The 15,436-nt window shown below is 61.3% G+C and carries 15 protein-coding genes and 1 tRNA gene; 9 read left to right on the top strand and 7 right to left on the bottom strand.

Annotated features, from left to right (window positions below; translation table 11 throughout):
- Nucleotides 1–499: 499 nt before the first annotated feature.
- Nucleotides 500–754 carry a hypothetical protein gene (locus FHS94_RS07825; RefSeq protein ID WP_184056389.1) on the bottom strand — a complete coding sequence of 85 codons (255 nt, stop codon included), beginning with the start codon at nucleotides 752–754 and terminating at the stop codon, nucleotides 500–502.
- A 382-nt stretch (nucleotides 755–1,136) separates the two neighbouring features.
- Here FHS94_RS07825 and FHS94_RS07820 point away from each other — a divergent pair, with 382 nt between their 5' ends.
- From FHS94_RS07820 to FHS94_RS07805, 4 genes are read left to right on the top strand one after another with little or no spacing between them, the layout of a single operon-like run.
- Entirely contained in the window at nucleotides 1,137–1,427 is a 291-nt protein-coding gene (locus FHS94_RS07820) for a hypothetical protein (protein ID WP_184056387.1), read from the top strand.
- On the top strand, nucleotides 1,424–1,615 hold the full coding sequence (locus FHS94_RS07815; protein ID WP_184056385.1) for a hypothetical protein: 192 nt from the start codon (nucleotides 1,424–1,426) through the stop codon (nucleotides 1,613–1,615). The genes FHS94_RS07820 and FHS94_RS07815 overlap by 4 nt, the downstream gene beginning before the upstream one ends.
- On the top strand, nucleotides 1,615–2,238 hold the full coding sequence (locus FHS94_RS07810) for an SOS response-associated peptidase family protein (RefSeq protein ID WP_184056383.1): 624 nt from the start codon (nucleotides 1,615–1,617) through the stop codon (nucleotides 2,236–2,238). The genes FHS94_RS07815 and FHS94_RS07810 overlap by 1 nt, the downstream gene beginning before the upstream one ends.
- A gap of 2 nt (nucleotides 2,239–2,240) precedes the next feature.
- Nucleotides 2,241–2,534 (top strand): integration host factor subunit alpha, encoded by a 294-nt coding sequence (locus tag FHS94_RS07805; protein WP_184056381.1) that lies wholly within the window; start codon nucleotides 2,241–2,243, stop codon nucleotides 2,532–2,534.
- A gap of 27 nt (nucleotides 2,535–2,561) precedes the next feature.
- Here the strand turns inward: FHS94_RS07805 and FHS94_RS07800 are convergent.
- A tRNA-Ser gene (locus FHS94_RS07800) sits at nucleotides 2,562–2,631 on the bottom strand.
- 333 nt (nucleotides 2,632–2,964) lie between these two features.
- On the opposite strand from FHS94_RS07800, the gene FHS94_RS07795 reads away from it, so the two are divergent.
- Together FHS94_RS07795 and FHS94_RS07790 are read left to right on the top strand one after the other, a co-directional pair.
- Nucleotides 2,965–3,159 (top strand): hypothetical protein, encoded by a 195-nt coding sequence (locus tag FHS94_RS07795; protein WP_184056379.1) that lies wholly within the window; start codon nucleotides 2,965–2,967, stop codon nucleotides 3,157–3,159.
- 975 nt (nucleotides 3,160–4,134) lie between these two features.
- The gene (locus tag FHS94_RS07790; RefSeq protein WP_221234627.1) at nucleotides 4,135–4,362 is read left to right on the top strand and encodes a hypothetical protein; all 228 of its coding nucleotides are present in this window, start codon (nucleotides 4,135–4,137) and stop codon (nucleotides 4,360–4,362) included.
- 98 nt (nucleotides 4,363–4,460) lie between these two features.
- Here the strand turns inward: FHS94_RS07790 and FHS94_RS07785 are convergent, their stop codons facing one another.
- Entirely contained in the window at nucleotides 4,461–4,964 is a 504-nt protein-coding gene (locus tag FHS94_RS07785) for a calcium-binding protein (protein ID WP_184056375.1), read from the bottom strand.
- A gap of 323 nt (nucleotides 4,965–5,287) precedes the next feature.
- Between FHS94_RS07785 and FHS94_RS07780 the strand changes: the two genes are divergently transcribed.
- A complete protein-coding gene (locus tag FHS94_RS07780; protein ID WP_184056373.1) occupies nucleotides 5,288–6,394 on the top strand; it encodes a calcium-binding protein in 1,107 nt (368 codons plus the stop codon).
- 507 nt (nucleotides 6,395–6,901) lie between these two features.
- Here FHS94_RS07780 and FHS94_RS07775 read toward each other — a convergent pair.
- Together FHS94_RS07775 and FHS94_RS07770 are read right to left on the bottom strand one after the other, a co-directional pair.
- Nucleotides 6,902–7,564 (bottom strand): hypothetical protein, encoded by a 663-nt coding sequence (locus FHS94_RS07775; protein ID WP_221234626.1) that lies wholly within the window; start codon nucleotides 7,562–7,564, stop codon nucleotides 6,902–6,904.
- 333 nt (nucleotides 7,565–7,897) lie between these two features.
- The gene (locus FHS94_RS07770; RefSeq protein WP_184056370.1) at nucleotides 7,898–8,431 is read right to left on the bottom strand and encodes a calcium-binding protein; all 534 of its coding nucleotides are present in this window, start codon (nucleotides 8,429–8,431) and stop codon (nucleotides 7,898–7,900) included.
- 311 nt (nucleotides 8,432–8,742) lie between these two features.
- Between FHS94_RS07770 and FHS94_RS07765 the strand changes: the two genes are divergently transcribed.
- Entirely contained in the window at nucleotides 8,743–9,801 is a 1,059-nt protein-coding gene (locus FHS94_RS07765; RefSeq protein WP_184056368.1) for an acyltransferase family protein, read from the top strand.
- Here the strand turns inward: FHS94_RS07765 and FHS94_RS07760 are convergent, their stop codons facing one another.
- Complete coding sequence (locus FHS94_RS07760; RefSeq protein WP_184056366.1) at nucleotides 9,802–10,788, bottom strand: cellulase family glycosylhydrolase; 987 nt, start codon at nucleotides 10,786–10,788, stop codon at nucleotides 9,802–9,804.
- 160 nt (nucleotides 10,789–10,948) lie between these two features.
- Here FHS94_RS07760 and FHS94_RS07755 point away from each other — a divergent pair, with 160 nt between their 5' ends.
- Nucleotides 10,949–12,001, top strand: coding sequence for an acyltransferase family protein (locus tag FHS94_RS07755; protein WP_184056364.1), 1,053 nt, complete (start codon nucleotides 10,949–10,951; stop codon nucleotides 11,999–12,001).
- Between the two features lie 314 nt (nucleotides 12,002–12,315).
- Here FHS94_RS07755 and FHS94_RS07750 read toward each other — a convergent pair whose 3' ends face one another.
- Complete coding sequence (locus FHS94_RS07750; protein ID WP_184056362.1) at nucleotides 12,316–15,417, bottom strand: LamG-like jellyroll fold domain-containing protein; 3,102 nt, start codon at nucleotides 15,415–15,417, stop codon at nucleotides 12,316–12,318.
- Nucleotides 15,418–15,436: the final 19 nt, after the last annotated feature.

Raw genomic sequence — 15,436 nt, 5'->3', positions numbered from 1 at the left:
ACGATCGTGCCCGGCTTTTGTTAAAGCGGCGAAGGTGGGCACTTCAGACCACAGTCTGTTGCCCACCTCACCGAACCGGGTAGGCTGGCAGCATGGATGAGAAGCAGCAGGATGGCGTGACCATCCTCGCCTAGCTAGTGCCATCCTGGGCGCCTTGGTTGCGATATTCTCCGCGCTCGCTTCGGCGAGGCATCTGGAGCGGGCTGGCCCAGGTCACGGGACCAGGTAGGCTGCAGGTTGGTTCTGATATTGTTTGCGCTAACATTGCACCGGCCATATCTTCCGCGTCGAACGGGTGCGGGGGCACGGAGTTGTTTGGCTTAAACAAGAGACGATGGGCACAGACCCACGAGGAACTCAGTAGGGCAGAAGCGGGCGAGAACCTGCGTCTAACAATTCCGACACCAAGGGACGGTACTTTTGCAAGCTTCCTGCAGCTTCTGGAACAGGGTGAGTCTGTCAAGTGCGCCGATGGTCAGCGCGCATCAGGTTGCTGACCTTAAATCTCGACCGGAAAGTCCGGGGCGCTGTGCAGCTGTTTAATGTCAGCAAGGGACAGCATCCGCTTTGCGTCTACATCAATGAAGAGGGTGTCGTTTCGCGCAGCACAGATCGCCTCTGCGTCAATAGCAGCACGCACCATAGCCTCCAGGGAGCCGCTATTTAGGTGCGATATCGCCTGTGCCTCGGAAGGCGCACTCCGGCTGTCCCGCCGGCACCACAGCCGCGCAGGTTTCTTCCAGAACTCGTTCATTATGATCTCGTAATCTGCGGCGCCATGGCTCGTAAGCGGCGCCACTTCTTTGAACCATAGCTAAAACCAACATGGGTCAAGTTACCCACAGGATTGCGGCGAACCGCTCGTCGCAGGTTGCTCGATTTAGCGAACCCGGTAGGCTGGCCTCATGGATAAAGCTGACCACGTCTCGCAGCCCGGAGATCACCGCGGTCCCTTTAACGCGCTTTCAGATTACGCGCTGAAAGAGGCCTACGAGCGCGTAGCAGCTGATCCGGACAGCCCGACCGCTCCGTTACTGCTGGCGGAGCTAGAGGCGCGAGGCATCGCACAATGAGCCCCGCCACCGTCGTCCGGCCTGAGCGCGAGGTCGCTGCACTTGCCGATAGCAGGTCGGACCATGGTTGAGCACTTGTCAGAACCCGAGGTCGATTTTCTGCTGAGGTGCGTACCCTATCCAAGCGACGCATTGCCCCCGGCTGGCGACCTCAACGCGCTAGAGGGGGCGGGCCTGATCAGGGCCGCGAAGGTCGGACCCGGCACGAATTTCATCCTGACCGCCGAAGGATGGGTGCGGCTCCTGTCTGATGCGGATCTGCGCAAGGCCTACCTCGGCACGGATGGCGAGCCAGAGAACGAGGTCGCTGACCTGCTTGCGGCCGAGTGCGAGCGCCGGAACATAGACCTGTGAGCGAGACCGGCGCCGTGATGCGCGCCCTTGACCTGGCGCGGACGGGGTCCGTGCGATCAGTCGAGGACATCCGCCGCACCCTGAAGAAAGAAGGGTTTGAAAGCGTCGATGGCCACCTGACCAGCCACAATTTGAAGAAGCAGCTCCGGGCGGCCATCAACGAACGCATCCTCAAAGAAGTGGGCTGATGTGCAACCGCGCGCGCCTGGCGGGCGAGCCCGAGACGCTTCACGCGCGCTTCTCCGCCAGCTGGGCGCAAGACGTCGTCCGGCCGAACGTTAGCCTGGAGGAACTCTACCCCAAGAGCCGGGCCTACATCGTTCGTGAGGAGCGCGACCGTCGCGTGGTCGACGTGATGAGCTGGGACGTGCTGGGCGGGGAGGGGCCCTGGCCCATGACGAACGTTCGCAACCTGAAATCGCCACAGTGGCGGACGCTAGCGGCCGAGCCGTCGAGACGGTGTCTCGTGCCCCTGACCGAGTTTTGCGAATGGACGCCCGACAAGCACCAGGTAGGCGAGGGCAAGCCAGTCAAAGGTGAGATGTGGTTCGCTGTCGCCGAGCAGCCCGTGTTCGCTGTCGCGGGGTTTTGGCAACAGACGGCCAAGGGCCCAGGCTTCACCATGGTCACCTGCGACCCGAACGAACTGGTCGCGCCCATTCACCCGAAGGCCATGATCACCATCCTGCACGAGGCGGACTGGTATCGATGGTTGCGGGGCAGCTATGCCGACGTGATCGAATTGCAGCAGCCCTACCCGGCTGCCAAAATGACCGTTAGGGGCCCGATCTTTCCAACGCGCACGGGGTAAGCATGACGCGTGACGATCTGGCCGACGCAATCGTCAAAGAGCACGGGCTGTCCCGCATTCGCGCTAGGCGACTTGTGGATCAGATACTCGAGCAGATGAATGCCGCCCTCGGGAGAGGGGAGGACGTGAAGATCGCCAACTTCGGTGTATTTGTGATCCGCGAGAAGGTCGCTCGAATGGGTCGCAATCCCAAGACGCTAGAGCCACACCTCGTATCCGCCCGGAAGGTGCTTACATTCAGACCGAGCGACAGCATGCGTGATCGGATTGAGGCGGGGCGTGGCCCGGCGCGCTAGGCCGCGACCGCATCGATTTTCTCCGCGTCGCGGTGACCGGGTTCGAACCGATAACCTCACCGTCCGGATGCGCTCTATCCAGTTGAGCTACACCACAACGCGAAAGCACCACTAGCCGCTCGTCAGCGGCAGGCAGGTGCCGCCCGGGAACGCACATAGCTGATTCGAGGCTTGCGCCCAACCGGAACATAGTGAGAACAAGGGCGCCCCTCGAATTAGGAGAGCGCGTTGAACTACCCTCGTCCCAGCCTGCAAACCGAATGTCGCACCAATATGCCGGACAGTGCCGAGATACTGGCCGCAGCTCTAATTGCAGACGTCGGACACCTTGACGCGATCGACTGGCTGGAAGACGAGCTCGCCGCGACGGACTGCCCGCGCGCGGCCGCCATGCTCTGTAAAATCATAGATGCTGTGGAGGCTCAGAGCCGTGGCCGGCTCCACTAGCGGACGCTGCCGGGTTTGTACGGCCAACGATCAGGAAACGCTGATCGAGCAGCTGGCCGAGCAGGTCTGGGAGTGGAGGCGGGAGCGCGACTTCCCGCACTGGGCTGAGGCGGGCGAGTTCTGGCAGGCCAAGTTCCGGGAACATGCGCTGCTCTTCGTCAACGCTGCACGGGGGTAGGCGACGATGGTCGGTAATCCGAAGAGACTTTCCGACCTCAACCAGATCAAAGCCGATGTGAGAATATCGTGTCGCGACTGCCGATTCGAAGAGGACTGGACCGTGGACGCGCTCTCAAAGCACCTGCTCGCGATCGGGGGCAGCACCACCTGGTCGGAGCTCACGCGTCATCTACGCTGCCGTCGTGCGGGCTGCGGTTCCCCGCGGTTGCGGGCCATTCCAGTACCCTACGCACGGCGCCAGGCGAACGCGAAACGCCAGATCAGCAAGCTTGATCAGGAGACAGTGGCCACGGCTGTAGGCATTCTGGAGGACGCAGCCGCGCGCTCACCCGGCCGGACTGTGAACACGCTGGAGATCCGCCTCGCTCTATTGACAGTGCACAAGTACACGCGCGACGCTGAGCCAATACGGCTGCTCTGGGAGCGTGCGGGAAGAGCAGGGCGGACGACCGACGAAGGCTTGGGCGAACCGCTAAAAGCTATTCGGCACCGTCTCGAGCATCTGGGCTGGATCGCACCGCGTGTGCTCACCGAGCCGACAAAGACGTGGCCTTGGTCCTCACCTGCGCCACCTGGGTGGCTCGCCAGCGATGACGGCCTTGCTCCGCTCGATGAGGGGAGAGCATGAAATTAACCCGCTCTTCACTGGGGGGCGGTAGAGCAGCCTTGCGGGCCGAACACTAAGCCGGTTCTGCAGGGCACTCCTTGACACTTGGGCCGGCCGAAAGGCTGGCCCTCTTTTCAACAGTCAACTGGTGCCCCTCGCGGCCTCAACCCCGTCCGACAGGTTGCAACCAACTGCCGGACGGGGAGGAGCGCAAAGGTGGGTGTCCCCCGCAGGCCCGCCTTGCCCTGCTACAGCGCGACCCGCACTGGAGATAAAGCAGCGGAGGTTACACCGCCGTGTACAGATGTGCGGAGCACATTGCTCCGATGCTTCGCGCTGCCTGCCGTATATGATAGTACGTAATTTATGACTCGGAACGACTTTCTCACAGAGCGTGAGATCAAGATGATTGATGCTCTGCAGAAGCGGGTTTTGTATTACCGAGACAAGCAGCAGGCCCATGATCCTGAAGCCCAGCCGATCTACAATCGAGAACAGGTGCTCCGGGAGAAGGCCGAAACGGTCGAGCTAGTGTTATACGAGGCGCTGATCCATGCTGGATTTCCAGCGGAGGTCCCAGAGTGGGCGGCCTAACCCTCGTGTGACCGACGGCCGAAACTCCGTCCCGCAGCGTCACACGCCGCCGACGTTTCGACTTCCGATCAGCGCCGGGTGACAGTTTCGCCCGCAGCCTAGTCCTGCACAACAGGCTGGGCGTAGGTCTTCCCGCCGATTTTGATCTTGCGATCCGCAGGCACGGCGAACCGGTCCCGGCCGGCACCGCCCCACACGAGCGCGGTCGCCGCCTTGGTGCTGATCGTGTCATCGCCGCCATTGCCGCGGATTCCGTCGGAGGCACCGCCCTTGTCGGCCGCAATCCCGGTCAGGACATTGGCGTTGTCATCGCCGACCAGGGTCGCACCGAAAGGCGAGCCTGTCGCATTGGCGAAGCCGCTGATCCGGAACGAGCAGTTGCCGACCTTCACCTTGCCGGCCTTGAGGTCGATCGTGACGTAGCCACTAAGGGTTCGCGGCAGATCATCGCCCGTGATGGTCGAGCCGGGCTCGGTCGCAACGACGGGCGCCTTCGGACAAGCCGCCTTGTTCGTCCCTGCGGTTGCAGGGATACGGTAGGTTTCGGCCAGAGCCGGCGTCGCAAGGCCAAGCGCCATCGCGGCGAAGATCAGGATCTTCATCGGGTCGTTCCTTCATCGTTGTGAGGTGGCGGGCGTAACGCGCCCGCCGGGTGCGATAACTCAGCGTGCGCTGGAGTAACTGGCAGGAAGATCTGAGTTAACCGGCCCGAGCCTGACAGGCCTGAATCAACGTTCGAATGCGGCGAACCGCACCTCTGCTTCGATAAGCTGACTTCTATGGTTAATATTTGTTCATAATTCGTCGCGTAGGCAGATTCTGCAGGGCGGGGGACGCGCTCAGCAATTCAGTGCCATGCTTTAGGCGTGGTCCACAGTGTCTGCGGGATTGACCTCCCGCGGGCGCGCTTGGCTGTGAGGACTGCATGACTAAGATTATCAAGGCTGTTGATGGCGTCTTGGATTATTCTGATTGGGGTTCCAGTATCGACTTGAACCTATCTGTGTTGGACAAGGCAGGACAGTGGCCGACTATCATCAACCAAGTACTTGGCTCCGATTACGACGACAGCATCGTTGGTAATCAGGGAGCATACCAGACGTTGAGCGGCGGCGGTGGTGACGACACCTTGGTCGGCATTGGTAACAAGACAATCTACGATGGCGGCTCAGGAGCCGACACTGTAGATTTTTCAAATATGTCGCACGTCTACGTCAACCTCGATAGCGGCACATCGTACCTGAACGAAACGTTCAACAGCATCGAAAATCTGATCGGCACCGCCAACAATGACACGCTGATCGGATCAGACAGCAACAACGTCCTGAGTGGCGGCGGTGGATCAGACATCCTCAACGGGGGTGGCGGCGCCGACATCCTGCTGGGCGGCGCCGGCGACGACCTCTACTTCGTCGACAGCAAATACGATGTTGTGACCGAGTTTGCAGACCAAGGTGTGGATGGCGTGAACTCCAGCGTGACCTGGACGCTGTCGTCCAATGTCGAGGACCTGACCTTGACGGGTGGCGCTGCCATCAACGGCTACGGTAACGAGCTTGCCAACCGCATGATCGGCAATGATGCGGCGAACATTCTGCGGGGCGGTGCTGGTGACGATGCCCTGAACGGCGGCGCGGGCAATGACACGCTGAACGGCGGCGTGGGCGATGATGTTCTGCGCGGTGGAGCGGGGAAAGATTATCTTTGGGGCGGCGCCGGTAGCGACAGGTTTGTCTATAATTCTATCAGCGAGTCCACCGCAAATAACCGCGACATCATCTACGACTTCCAGAGCGGTGCCGACAAGATTGACCTTCGTGCTATCGATGCTGCCTCTGCCCTGTCCGGCAACCAGGCGTTTCACTTCATCGGCGACGACGGTTTCAGCGGTAGCGCGGGTGAGCTGAGAGCGGCCTACACGTCCGGCTATACGGTCATCAGTGGTGACGTGAACGGAGATGGAGTGGCGGACTTTGCCATCAAGCTGCAAGGTCTTTCAGAACATCTCGGATCTGGCGACTTCTTGTTCTGATCGGCTATGATGAAGGGTGCCGGCAATGTGCTTGCCGGCGCCCTTACGACTGGCGTGACGGATCGCGTACTGGGCCGCTCACGACGAGTCTCAAGCGACCGCTCACATGCATTCGCTTACCACTGGGCTGTCGTCCAAAAGGTTACACGTCCAGCGGCTACTGGGTCACGATCCGCAGCATCCAGCCCCGTCCGACAGGTTGCAACGTTCTGCCGGACGGGGAGGAGCGCTAGGGGGTGTCCTTGCAGGCCCGCCTCGCCCTGCAACAGCGCGACCCGAGTCGCGTGTTTACTTATGTTAGCGGGCCTGTCCACTGATCCAGAGTAGCTGGATTTATTAGCGCCGCGTAACGCTCTCGCCAGGTGCCAAGTCCTGCACGACTGGCTGGGCATAGGTCTTCCCGCGAATCTTGATCTTGCGATCAGCCGTCGATCCGGACTTGCCGGGACGGCGCCATAGGCACGAGTTTTGGGATACTGAGGCAAAAGGGGAGGATTCCGCTCAACCTTATTGCCACCTTTCTTGGCAAATTTCCCTAGTTGTCGGTCCCGTGCACGGATTTAGGACTATTGGACCTGGCTTCGGTGTGCGGTGATTGTCCTCGCTGTTAAGCTCGACAAGGGTTTCCACTTCGTCCTGGATGGCTTCGAGTTCTGGTTGAACTGCCTCCCAATCAACAGCGGATACGCCAGCGTCACTTTTCGCCTGCTTAGCCATCTGCTCGATGATGACGCTGAGCCTGCGGGTCAGCTCGGTGGAGTAGCTCACCGCGCCCACGATGGTAGCATCGTACCGCAGACCACTGAATGCGCGCTCATCCCTCCTCACATCTGATTGCGCCGACCAGTGCAAGGTTTCGAGATCAGTGGCGAGGCTGGCCTGCTTGCCATCTTCGCCCATAGAAATATCGATAATGTTCATCAGACTTCCACGACGGTCCAAGATCAACCGAAGATGGTAGATGAAGAGAGCTTTGGCTGCCGCATATTCCTGAGCAGATGCCTGTTGCTGAAGGCGCTGTTCAACAAACGGCAGGGCCGCGGCAGAGTCTGCGATCCGTCCCGACGCGGACGCCTGCTGAGCTGAAGTAAGCAGTGCTTGCCTAGCGGCAGTCGCCTGCGCGGCTGAAGCAGCTGCGGTTCTGACGTTAGCTAACGCATCAGTTTCCATGACGCTAAGTTGCCGCTTAGCGTTGTCTGCAATCACAATTGCTGCCTGACTGAGTCGTTTGGCGGCCTCTGCCTGTTTATCGGCCGCGGCACCTCCGGCAATGGTTGCGTAGAGGGCGACTCCAGAAATCCCGGCCGCAACGATCGACGTTCCAGCCGCTATTATTGCCGCCCACGTCGAGGCTTCCCAATGCTTTTATCGCCCTGTCCACGTCATGCTCTGTGTTTAGCAACCGGTTCGCCCTTCTGCCGCCACTGGCAGCCATCCGAAGCTGACGGTTGAAGGCGCTGCAGGGCGGTGAATGATAAGAGGCCGCCCTGCACGCTCGCCAGCTTACCGCCGTGTGAGCGTCTCGCCAGCTGCGAGGTCCTGCACAACAGGCTGGGCGTAGGTCTTCCCGCCGATTTTGATCTTGCGATCCGCAGGCACGGCGAACCGGTCCCGGCCGGCACCGCCCCACACGAGCGCGGTCGCCGCCTTGGTGCTGATCGTGTCATCGCCGCCATTGCCGCGGATTCCGTCGGAGGCACCGCCCTTGTCGGCCGCAATCCCGGTCAGGACATTGGCGTTGTCATCGCCGACCAGGGTCGCACCGAAAGGCGAGCCTGTCGCATTGGCGAAGCCGCTGATCCGGAACGAGCAGTTGCCGACCTTCACCTTGCCGGCCTTGAGGTCGATCGTGACGTAGTCACTAAGGGTTCGCGGCAGATCATCGCCCGTGATGGTCGAGCCGGGCTCGGTCGCAACGACGGGCGCCTTCGGACAAGCCGCCTTGTTCGTCCCTGCGGTTGCAGGGATACGGTAGGTTTCGGCCAGAGCCGGCGTCGCAAGGCCAAGCGCCATCGCGGCGAAGATCAGGATCTTCATCGGGTCGTTCCTTCATCGTTGTGAAATGGCGAGCGTGCGCCCCCGCCGGTTGCGATCTCGTGATTGGCTTCGCTCGGATTAGCTCGAGAGCGCTGTTCGCTTCTGTTCCATACTTCGGCGAACAACGTCTAAGTGCAGGGCACCTATACGGCTTGTCGGAAGAAGCTCCGCCGACGAGCATGCGCTAGGCACAATAGCTCTCGGTTGAAGCTGGAATAGCAAGGCGAGCGATGACGAGCAAAATCAGGCTCAAGGCTCGCGTAGATTAGTCTCCTTGAGTATGACCCCTCCCGTTTCGTCGAGGGGGGGCAATGGAAGGCAGCAGATTGACACGCACTGGCCATTGGCCGGCGCTCGACGGCCTGAGGGGCGTGGCAGCTATCGCGGTCGTGGTTTTCCACTGCGCAGTATGGGTGCTCCCTGTGCGGCTAGTCCCGCATGCCTTCCTCGCCGTCGATTTCTTCTTCATCCTAAGCGGCTTGGTCGTTGACCACGCTTACAGAAGTCGTCTCAAGGGCGGCATGACGCGCGGCGATTTCGCTCGCGCAAGAATTATCAGGCTTTACCCCATGCTCGTTCTGGGGACGCTGCTCGGATTTCCCGTGGCCCTTGCAGTTTATGGGGTCAGCATATGGACTGGACTGCCCTTCGCGGTGCTGGGGCTGCCGATACCTTATGGCTGGGCTGACACACCATTCACGATCAACGTCCCGGCTTGGTCGCTGTTCTTTGAGCTAATCGCGAGCACCTTCTATGTCGTCATCGGCTATAAGCTTCGCTGGCCCGTAATCGCTGGCATCGCAGCGCTCAGCGTTGCAGTACTGATGCTGGGCGCGCGGGAGCAGCATTCCTTAAACTTGGGCGCGCACTACGCTGGCCTCTTCTACGGGCTTCCCAGGGCTATGCTCGGCTTCTCGATTGGCATGCTGCTGGCCAGGTTAATCTCCAAGGTCACCCTTCCAAGGGTCCCTTTTGAAGCCCTGGCGCTGATCGTTGTCGCGTCGTTCCTGGTGCCGACGCTCAAACGTGGCGACAACTACTATGCGCTGTTAAGCCTCTTCGTCCTGTATCCAGCAGTCATGTGCCTCGGCTGTTTCAGCAACCCGTCCACGCAGACGGGCCGGCTTGTGGAGTGGTTGGGCGCGATATCCTACCCGCTCTACATCGTTCATATGCCGGTGAAGAAGCTGGGCGACTACCTTGCTCTCAATCGTTTTGGGTTTCTGGGCATCGCGGCCGTTTTGCTCAGTTCTGTTGCCTTGGCAGAAGTTCTCCTGAGGTACTACGACGAGCCCATAAGAAAGTGGCTCAAAACGCAGGCCCATAACAGCGGGTTATCCGGTGCCGAATCTCGACCGAGCCGATTGTAGCTACTTGCCGGTGATCATCCGGACATAGGGCAGGGTAGGGCTGGCCGGCGTGCGGAAGAGGTAGCTCTTCTTCCAGCCACGGCCGCCACCCCACCAAGTGACGTAGGCAAGGTTCTCAGCCTCCAGCATCTCCGCGATCACGGCGGCACCGAACCCGCGACAGCTGTCCCGCATCCCGCGATCAGAGCCGAACGCGATCTCGCCGACCATGACGGGCAGACCGAACGGCCTCGCCTGTCGGGCAAAGGTGCCAATGCTGGTGTACGGGTAGCAGTAGTCATTCGCGCCCGAGCTGTTCTTGTCGGGGTAGCGGTGGGCCTGAAGGCCAGTCTTCCCGAGCGGGTCCACGATCGTCCCGCCCGGCAGTTTCCGCAGAGCACAAGCGGCAGACAGGCAGGCCTTACCCTTGCGCTCGCCCTTGTCGAAGCGGAAGGCGGCCGTGACGCCCGGGTACTCCAGCCATAACTGGTTCGTGATCCCGGCCGAGCGCATGTCGGTGACCCACTGCTGACCCTCTTGCGCCCATTGATCCCAGTCCTTCTTGACCTTTTTGCTGTCGAAGAACTTGAGCTCGTTCATGGGGTCGATCTGGATCAGGTCTGACGCCGGCATGAGCTTCAGAAAAGCGAGCCACTCCGGCACCGAGGGCGGCACCTTGCGCCAGTCATATTCGTGGCGGTCGAAGATGCAGGGCACGTTGAGCGCCAGGCAGGTCGAACCTAGCAGCCGGAGCTTGGCCGGCGCCGTCCTTACCTGCGTCATCTTGAACGGGATGCGGAAGACGCGGAAACCAGCGTCATAGTAGGCTCGCAGGTCAGCCGGGTCGGGCAGCAAGGCCCTTCTCTCGACGCTTCTGAACTCGCCGCCAGATAGGTTGATGCCCATCGCAACGGATCGAGGGGCCCGCTGATCGGGTTGCTTCTCTTGTGCAGCTGCGCCCGGAGCGCAGGCAAGCGCAAGCAGTCCGGCGATGATGCCAGTTCTCATGAGGGTCAATCCTTTGGTGTTGCAGGAGAAATGGGCCGAGCCCTCGCCCGAAGGCGACCGGGCTAGCGACCGATGTGAGCTACCCCTAAGAGAGACTGACTTTTGTATGGAAAAATGACTGAGCTAGATTAGTCTCGCTCCCAGAACGGGAGAACGAGGTTTGAACGACCTAGGCTTTGCAGCGGGCGCGAGCGAGGTGCGAAAGGCAGGTAGGCTTGAGTGGATAGACGCCACCAAGGGCCTGGGCATCATCCTCCTCGTTGTCTTACATGTTGAAGCCGTCTCAGACGCAACTCTCGCAGCCCCGATTGTTTGGGTGCTGAGACTGTTCCGCATGCCGATGTTCTTCATCGTGGCGGGGCTGCTCTTCTCGCCACGCGAACCCGTTACACTAGCACGAAAGAAGGCCAGCTCGCTTCTCGTCCCTTACGTGTCGTACCTAACACTCATCTGGGCTGCTCTTGCTTTGAGGTACGCTTTGCTGGGTGTCCCGAGCCTCTATCTGACCCCGGCAGGCATCAAAGCTATAATCCGCGGAGGGGAGCGTCTCAACGGCGAGTACGGCGTATTCTGGTTCCTGACCTGCCTTTTCTTCACTCAACTAACTTACAACGCCTTGATCAGGCGTTGGGGCAGCCCGCTGAAGGCTCAAGTGATCGGGACTGTGCTGTTTCTGCTCTTGCTCGGCTACGCTCTTGCCTGGGCTAAGCCGTGGTTCGCACCGCCGTTAGCATTGGGAATCGTCCCGTTCGGGTTGCCGCTGTTTTGGTTTGGAAACGTGCTCAAAGTGGCCTCACCAGATCCGCGCAAGGTGGTTCTCGGCAGCGTCGCGGTTCTTGCAATCGGGGCGGTCACGTGGAGCCTTGGTATCCCACTCGGCATGGACATGAAGTACGCTGAACCGGGTGTGCCGTTCTTATCGATCGCTGTGGCCATGGCGCTGACCTGTCTGTTCTTCGAACTGATGAAGCCGATTTCCAAACTGCCGGTCGTCGGTGCGCGACTGGCGTGGTTAGGGGAGGCCGCAATAGTGATCATGTTCCTGCATCAGTTCGTCCGCCGCACCTTTCGGGCAGTCGGCCTCGACATAGATCTCGCTCTGATTGTCCTTGGTGTTGCCGTGCCTTTGGCTGCTTACTTGATCATCGAGCGAAGCCGCACCTTGGCTCCCCTATTCTTGGGCACAGCGGCTGATCGAAGGTCGGCAGTTTAGGCTTCGAGACACGGCTGGTCGCAGCTTGGCTCTGCTACGGGGACGGTGAAGAGGACGCCTTATCGTCTGATAAGCTCAGAGCGGGACAAACGCTTGCGAAGCGGTTCTTTTTCTGCTCGCTTGACGGCACCGTCTGCCAGAGGTGGTGCAATTCCTCGGCGGGATAGCCTTGATCCTCGGCGGCTCGACTTTGCTTGTTCGTTTCTGGCCTACAAAGGTCGGTCCGAAGTTGGATGCTTGCCCCGTGTGCGGCGAGAAAGACTACTTCAGCGGGTACGATGTCTGCCAGGAGTGCCAGTTCCCGTGACCCCGGATTAGAATGTTGCAGCATTGCCTGTGCCGTCCAGATGATAGAGGCCGATCAAGCCGGTTTCGCTGCCAACATACGGTGTCGTTGGCGGTGTGAACGCTGCGGAATACTTGGCAGTGCTCCAGACTGCGACTTCATCCAACGTGCCGGTCCACAGGAATGTAGTGTCTGTGGAGTTGAAGTTGCCGACACCGAACTTGTCTGTTGCGGCGCCCTGCCAGAACGCGGTCGCAGAAGAACCGACCTGAGCGCCATCAAGGTACAGGGTCACCCCCGTTGGCGTCATGACGAGCGCAACGTGGTGGCGAGCGCCATCGCTGACGACCGGGTTCGTGCCTGCCGCGCTGCCGCTGCTGCTGTTGATGTAGACCGTCGCGCCCGTTGCTGCGGCCTGCTTATTGAAGCCAGCGACAAGTCGGCCCTGAGCATTGACGCCCAAGAAGCAGCGCTGACTCTGCCCGACGAACACGCGCAGGCTGGAAGGCGCCGCTGCAACGGAGAACCACGCCTCCAGCGTAACGGTAGCCTGCCCCGCCATTAAGTCCGTTGCGGCAGGCGAGAAGCCATAGCCGCCCGCCAGTTCCTGCCCGAACCCTGTCTTCCCAGCCTGGTAGCTCGCATTCGTCATCGTCAGGTTCGGCCCGACTTGGGTCGGTGCCGTGCCGGGAACCGGTGCCGCTGCGGTCACAGCCGCGAGCGTCGCCATGAGCTGGCGACCGCGCGTAATGCCATCCCCATCCGTGTTGTTGTCATAGATAACGTTTGCCTGACCCGCGTTGCTGCTGTCGGGCGGGTAGAAGGCGTAAACGTCCAGAGCTTGGCTATCGGCAGGAACCGCCGCGAGCTTCAGGGTAATAGTCGATCCGCTGATGCTGATCGGGGTAGTCGCATCGAGCGCAAGCCCCCCCGATGTGGACCCACTCGCGAACACTGCGAACCGAGAGGCGGGTGAGCCGACGGAGGTAAGGGCAGTTGCCCCGCTCGGTAGCGAGATCGTCAGGACAACATTCGCCGACCCCGCCGCGCGCGTTGCCGACGAGATCGCAGGACCGGCGTCGTTGTGCGCCAAGCCGAGACCCGACCGCGAAGCGCGGTAGAAGTGGTCGGCGAGCGTGATCGCGCCAGCCTGGGACTCGTGGACGCCATCGTAGAGATCGATGTCGTTTGCGTTGATCGAGACCCCACCATTGGCAGCAGCCCATGCGGCCGAGGCGTTCCGGATCGCCTGGATCTGAGCCGAAGTGCCCCAGCTCGTGCTGTTGATGTTCGGGATGCTGCCGATCAGCTTGTCGTAGTTGGACCCGAGGGTCGCGTTATGTGCGGTGACGTCGGCAAACAGGCTCGTGAGGTTCGTCTGATAAGTCGCTGACGCCATACCGTTTTTAGCATCGGTATGGCCCTGCATCCAGATGAACGTCTCGAAGCCGCCAACTGCGTCGAGGGCAGCCCGAAGTCCTCCATTGTCGGCCCCTCCCGGCACAAAGACTGTGATCGACTGAGAGCCGCGCGCATAACCCACCAGCGCGCAGCTGACGCCAGCGGCTGCAATCTGCCGGTTCAGAAACTCAGCGGCGAAGGCACTGTTGTACCCGGTCGTGCCGTCGACGTTGGCGCCCCAGCTGGGCGTGTACGCCGTCTGTGTCGGCTCCAGCGGAGCGGCATAGATCGAGGTGTTCGCGTTTGGTGTGATCCCGAGCGATGCCATGGTGACCGTCGCCTGGCTGTCCCGGGCGGTGAACATGCGTGTTGCGAGCGACTGACCTGAGACGGCCACGACCCGGCCCATGCCGATCTTCGACGTTCCAAGCTGTGCCGTGCCACCGTTGGCCCGCAGGTCGAGGTAGTACCAACCCAGCCGGGCCGGCACGTTCGGGCAGGTGACGCTCGTGGCGGCTGCCGCGACGTTGCTTGCCGCTGTGGTCCAGTCCTGAACGACCGGGTTGCCGTTCGCCACGGCATCACGCAACCGATACTCGATCGAGGTCGCGGCCCCGTCCAGCGCAATAGGAACCGCGATCGACCCGGCGCCCTTGGCATTGGCGCTGCCGGTCTTCGTTGAACGCTGGTAGATGCGACCGTCCGTCAGCTGCGTCATCGCTAGGTTGACGCTCGAAGCCGCTGCCGCGACCGCGACCGCAGTGCTGGTGACCGTCGTTGAGCCGCCGGGGCCGGCAGCCGTGTTCTCCAGCGTGAGAGAGCCGTTGGTCGGCGCGACTACCGTCGCGCCAGTGCCGATCGACGTCGTCCCGAGCAGCCAGCGGCGAGTGACCGAGGTCGCATTCGTCGCGACGCCATCGGTCGCGGCGAACACGGTCGTGCCGGCCGTGCCACTCGTCGGGCTGATCGATGGCAAGGTCGTGAACACCGGCGCGGGCGGGGCGTCATCGTTGAGGATTGTGCCCGTCGCGCTGGTCGCTGCGCCTGCGATATAGCCAGGCGGCGTCGAGATCAGGAAGGTAAAGGTCTCGTCGCCTTCGAGGCTTGTGTCGCCCTTGGCGTTGATGGTCACGGTGCCGCTCAGTTGACCCTGCGCGATGGTCAGCGTTCCACTGGTAGCTTGCCCAGCTGCGAAGTCGTTCGCGTCGGTGCTTCCATAGGCCAGCGCCCACGGTACGGCTGTGCCGCCAACCGGCGCAGCCTGCGAGAGGGTCACGATATAAGTATAGGCGACAGTGCCGCTGTCCCCCTCAGACTTGGATAGCGCCCCCGACAGCGACACAGACGGCAGCACGACTGCGCCCGAGGCCGCGACCTTCACGATCACCGAGTTGATCTCGATCGTGGGCGTGACCATCAGCAGGGCGTCCGCCCCGTCGACCGTCTCAGGGTAGCCGAACACTTTCCCTTGGAAGAACCGCTTGGCCCCGGTTGGATAGACCACCCGGAAGGCGAACAAGTTCGGGCTGTCGGCAGCCGCGCGCAGGATTGCCTGCCCCGGGTCGCTCTCGTCGTGCGCGAGCGATGGCGACAGCGAGCCATAGTCAGCGGCGCCCTTGTGCTTCTGCTTGGGCCCGAAGAGCGGCTGGAACTCCGTCTTCGCGTAGCTGGCGCCCATCGTCCCGATCTTCTCGACCTGGCCGATCTCGGTACATGACCCGCAATCCATCCGCAGCATCCGCGGTCGA

The organism is Sphingomonas aerophila (assembly GCF_014199305.1).
In the GTDB taxonomy this organism is placed as follows: domain Bacteria; phylum Pseudomonadota; class Alphaproteobacteria; order Sphingomonadales; family Sphingomonadaceae; genus Sphingomonas; species Sphingomonas aerophila.
The sequence above is the reverse complement of the archived record's forward strand: the minus strand, read 5'-3'. Positions and strand labels throughout refer to the sequence as shown.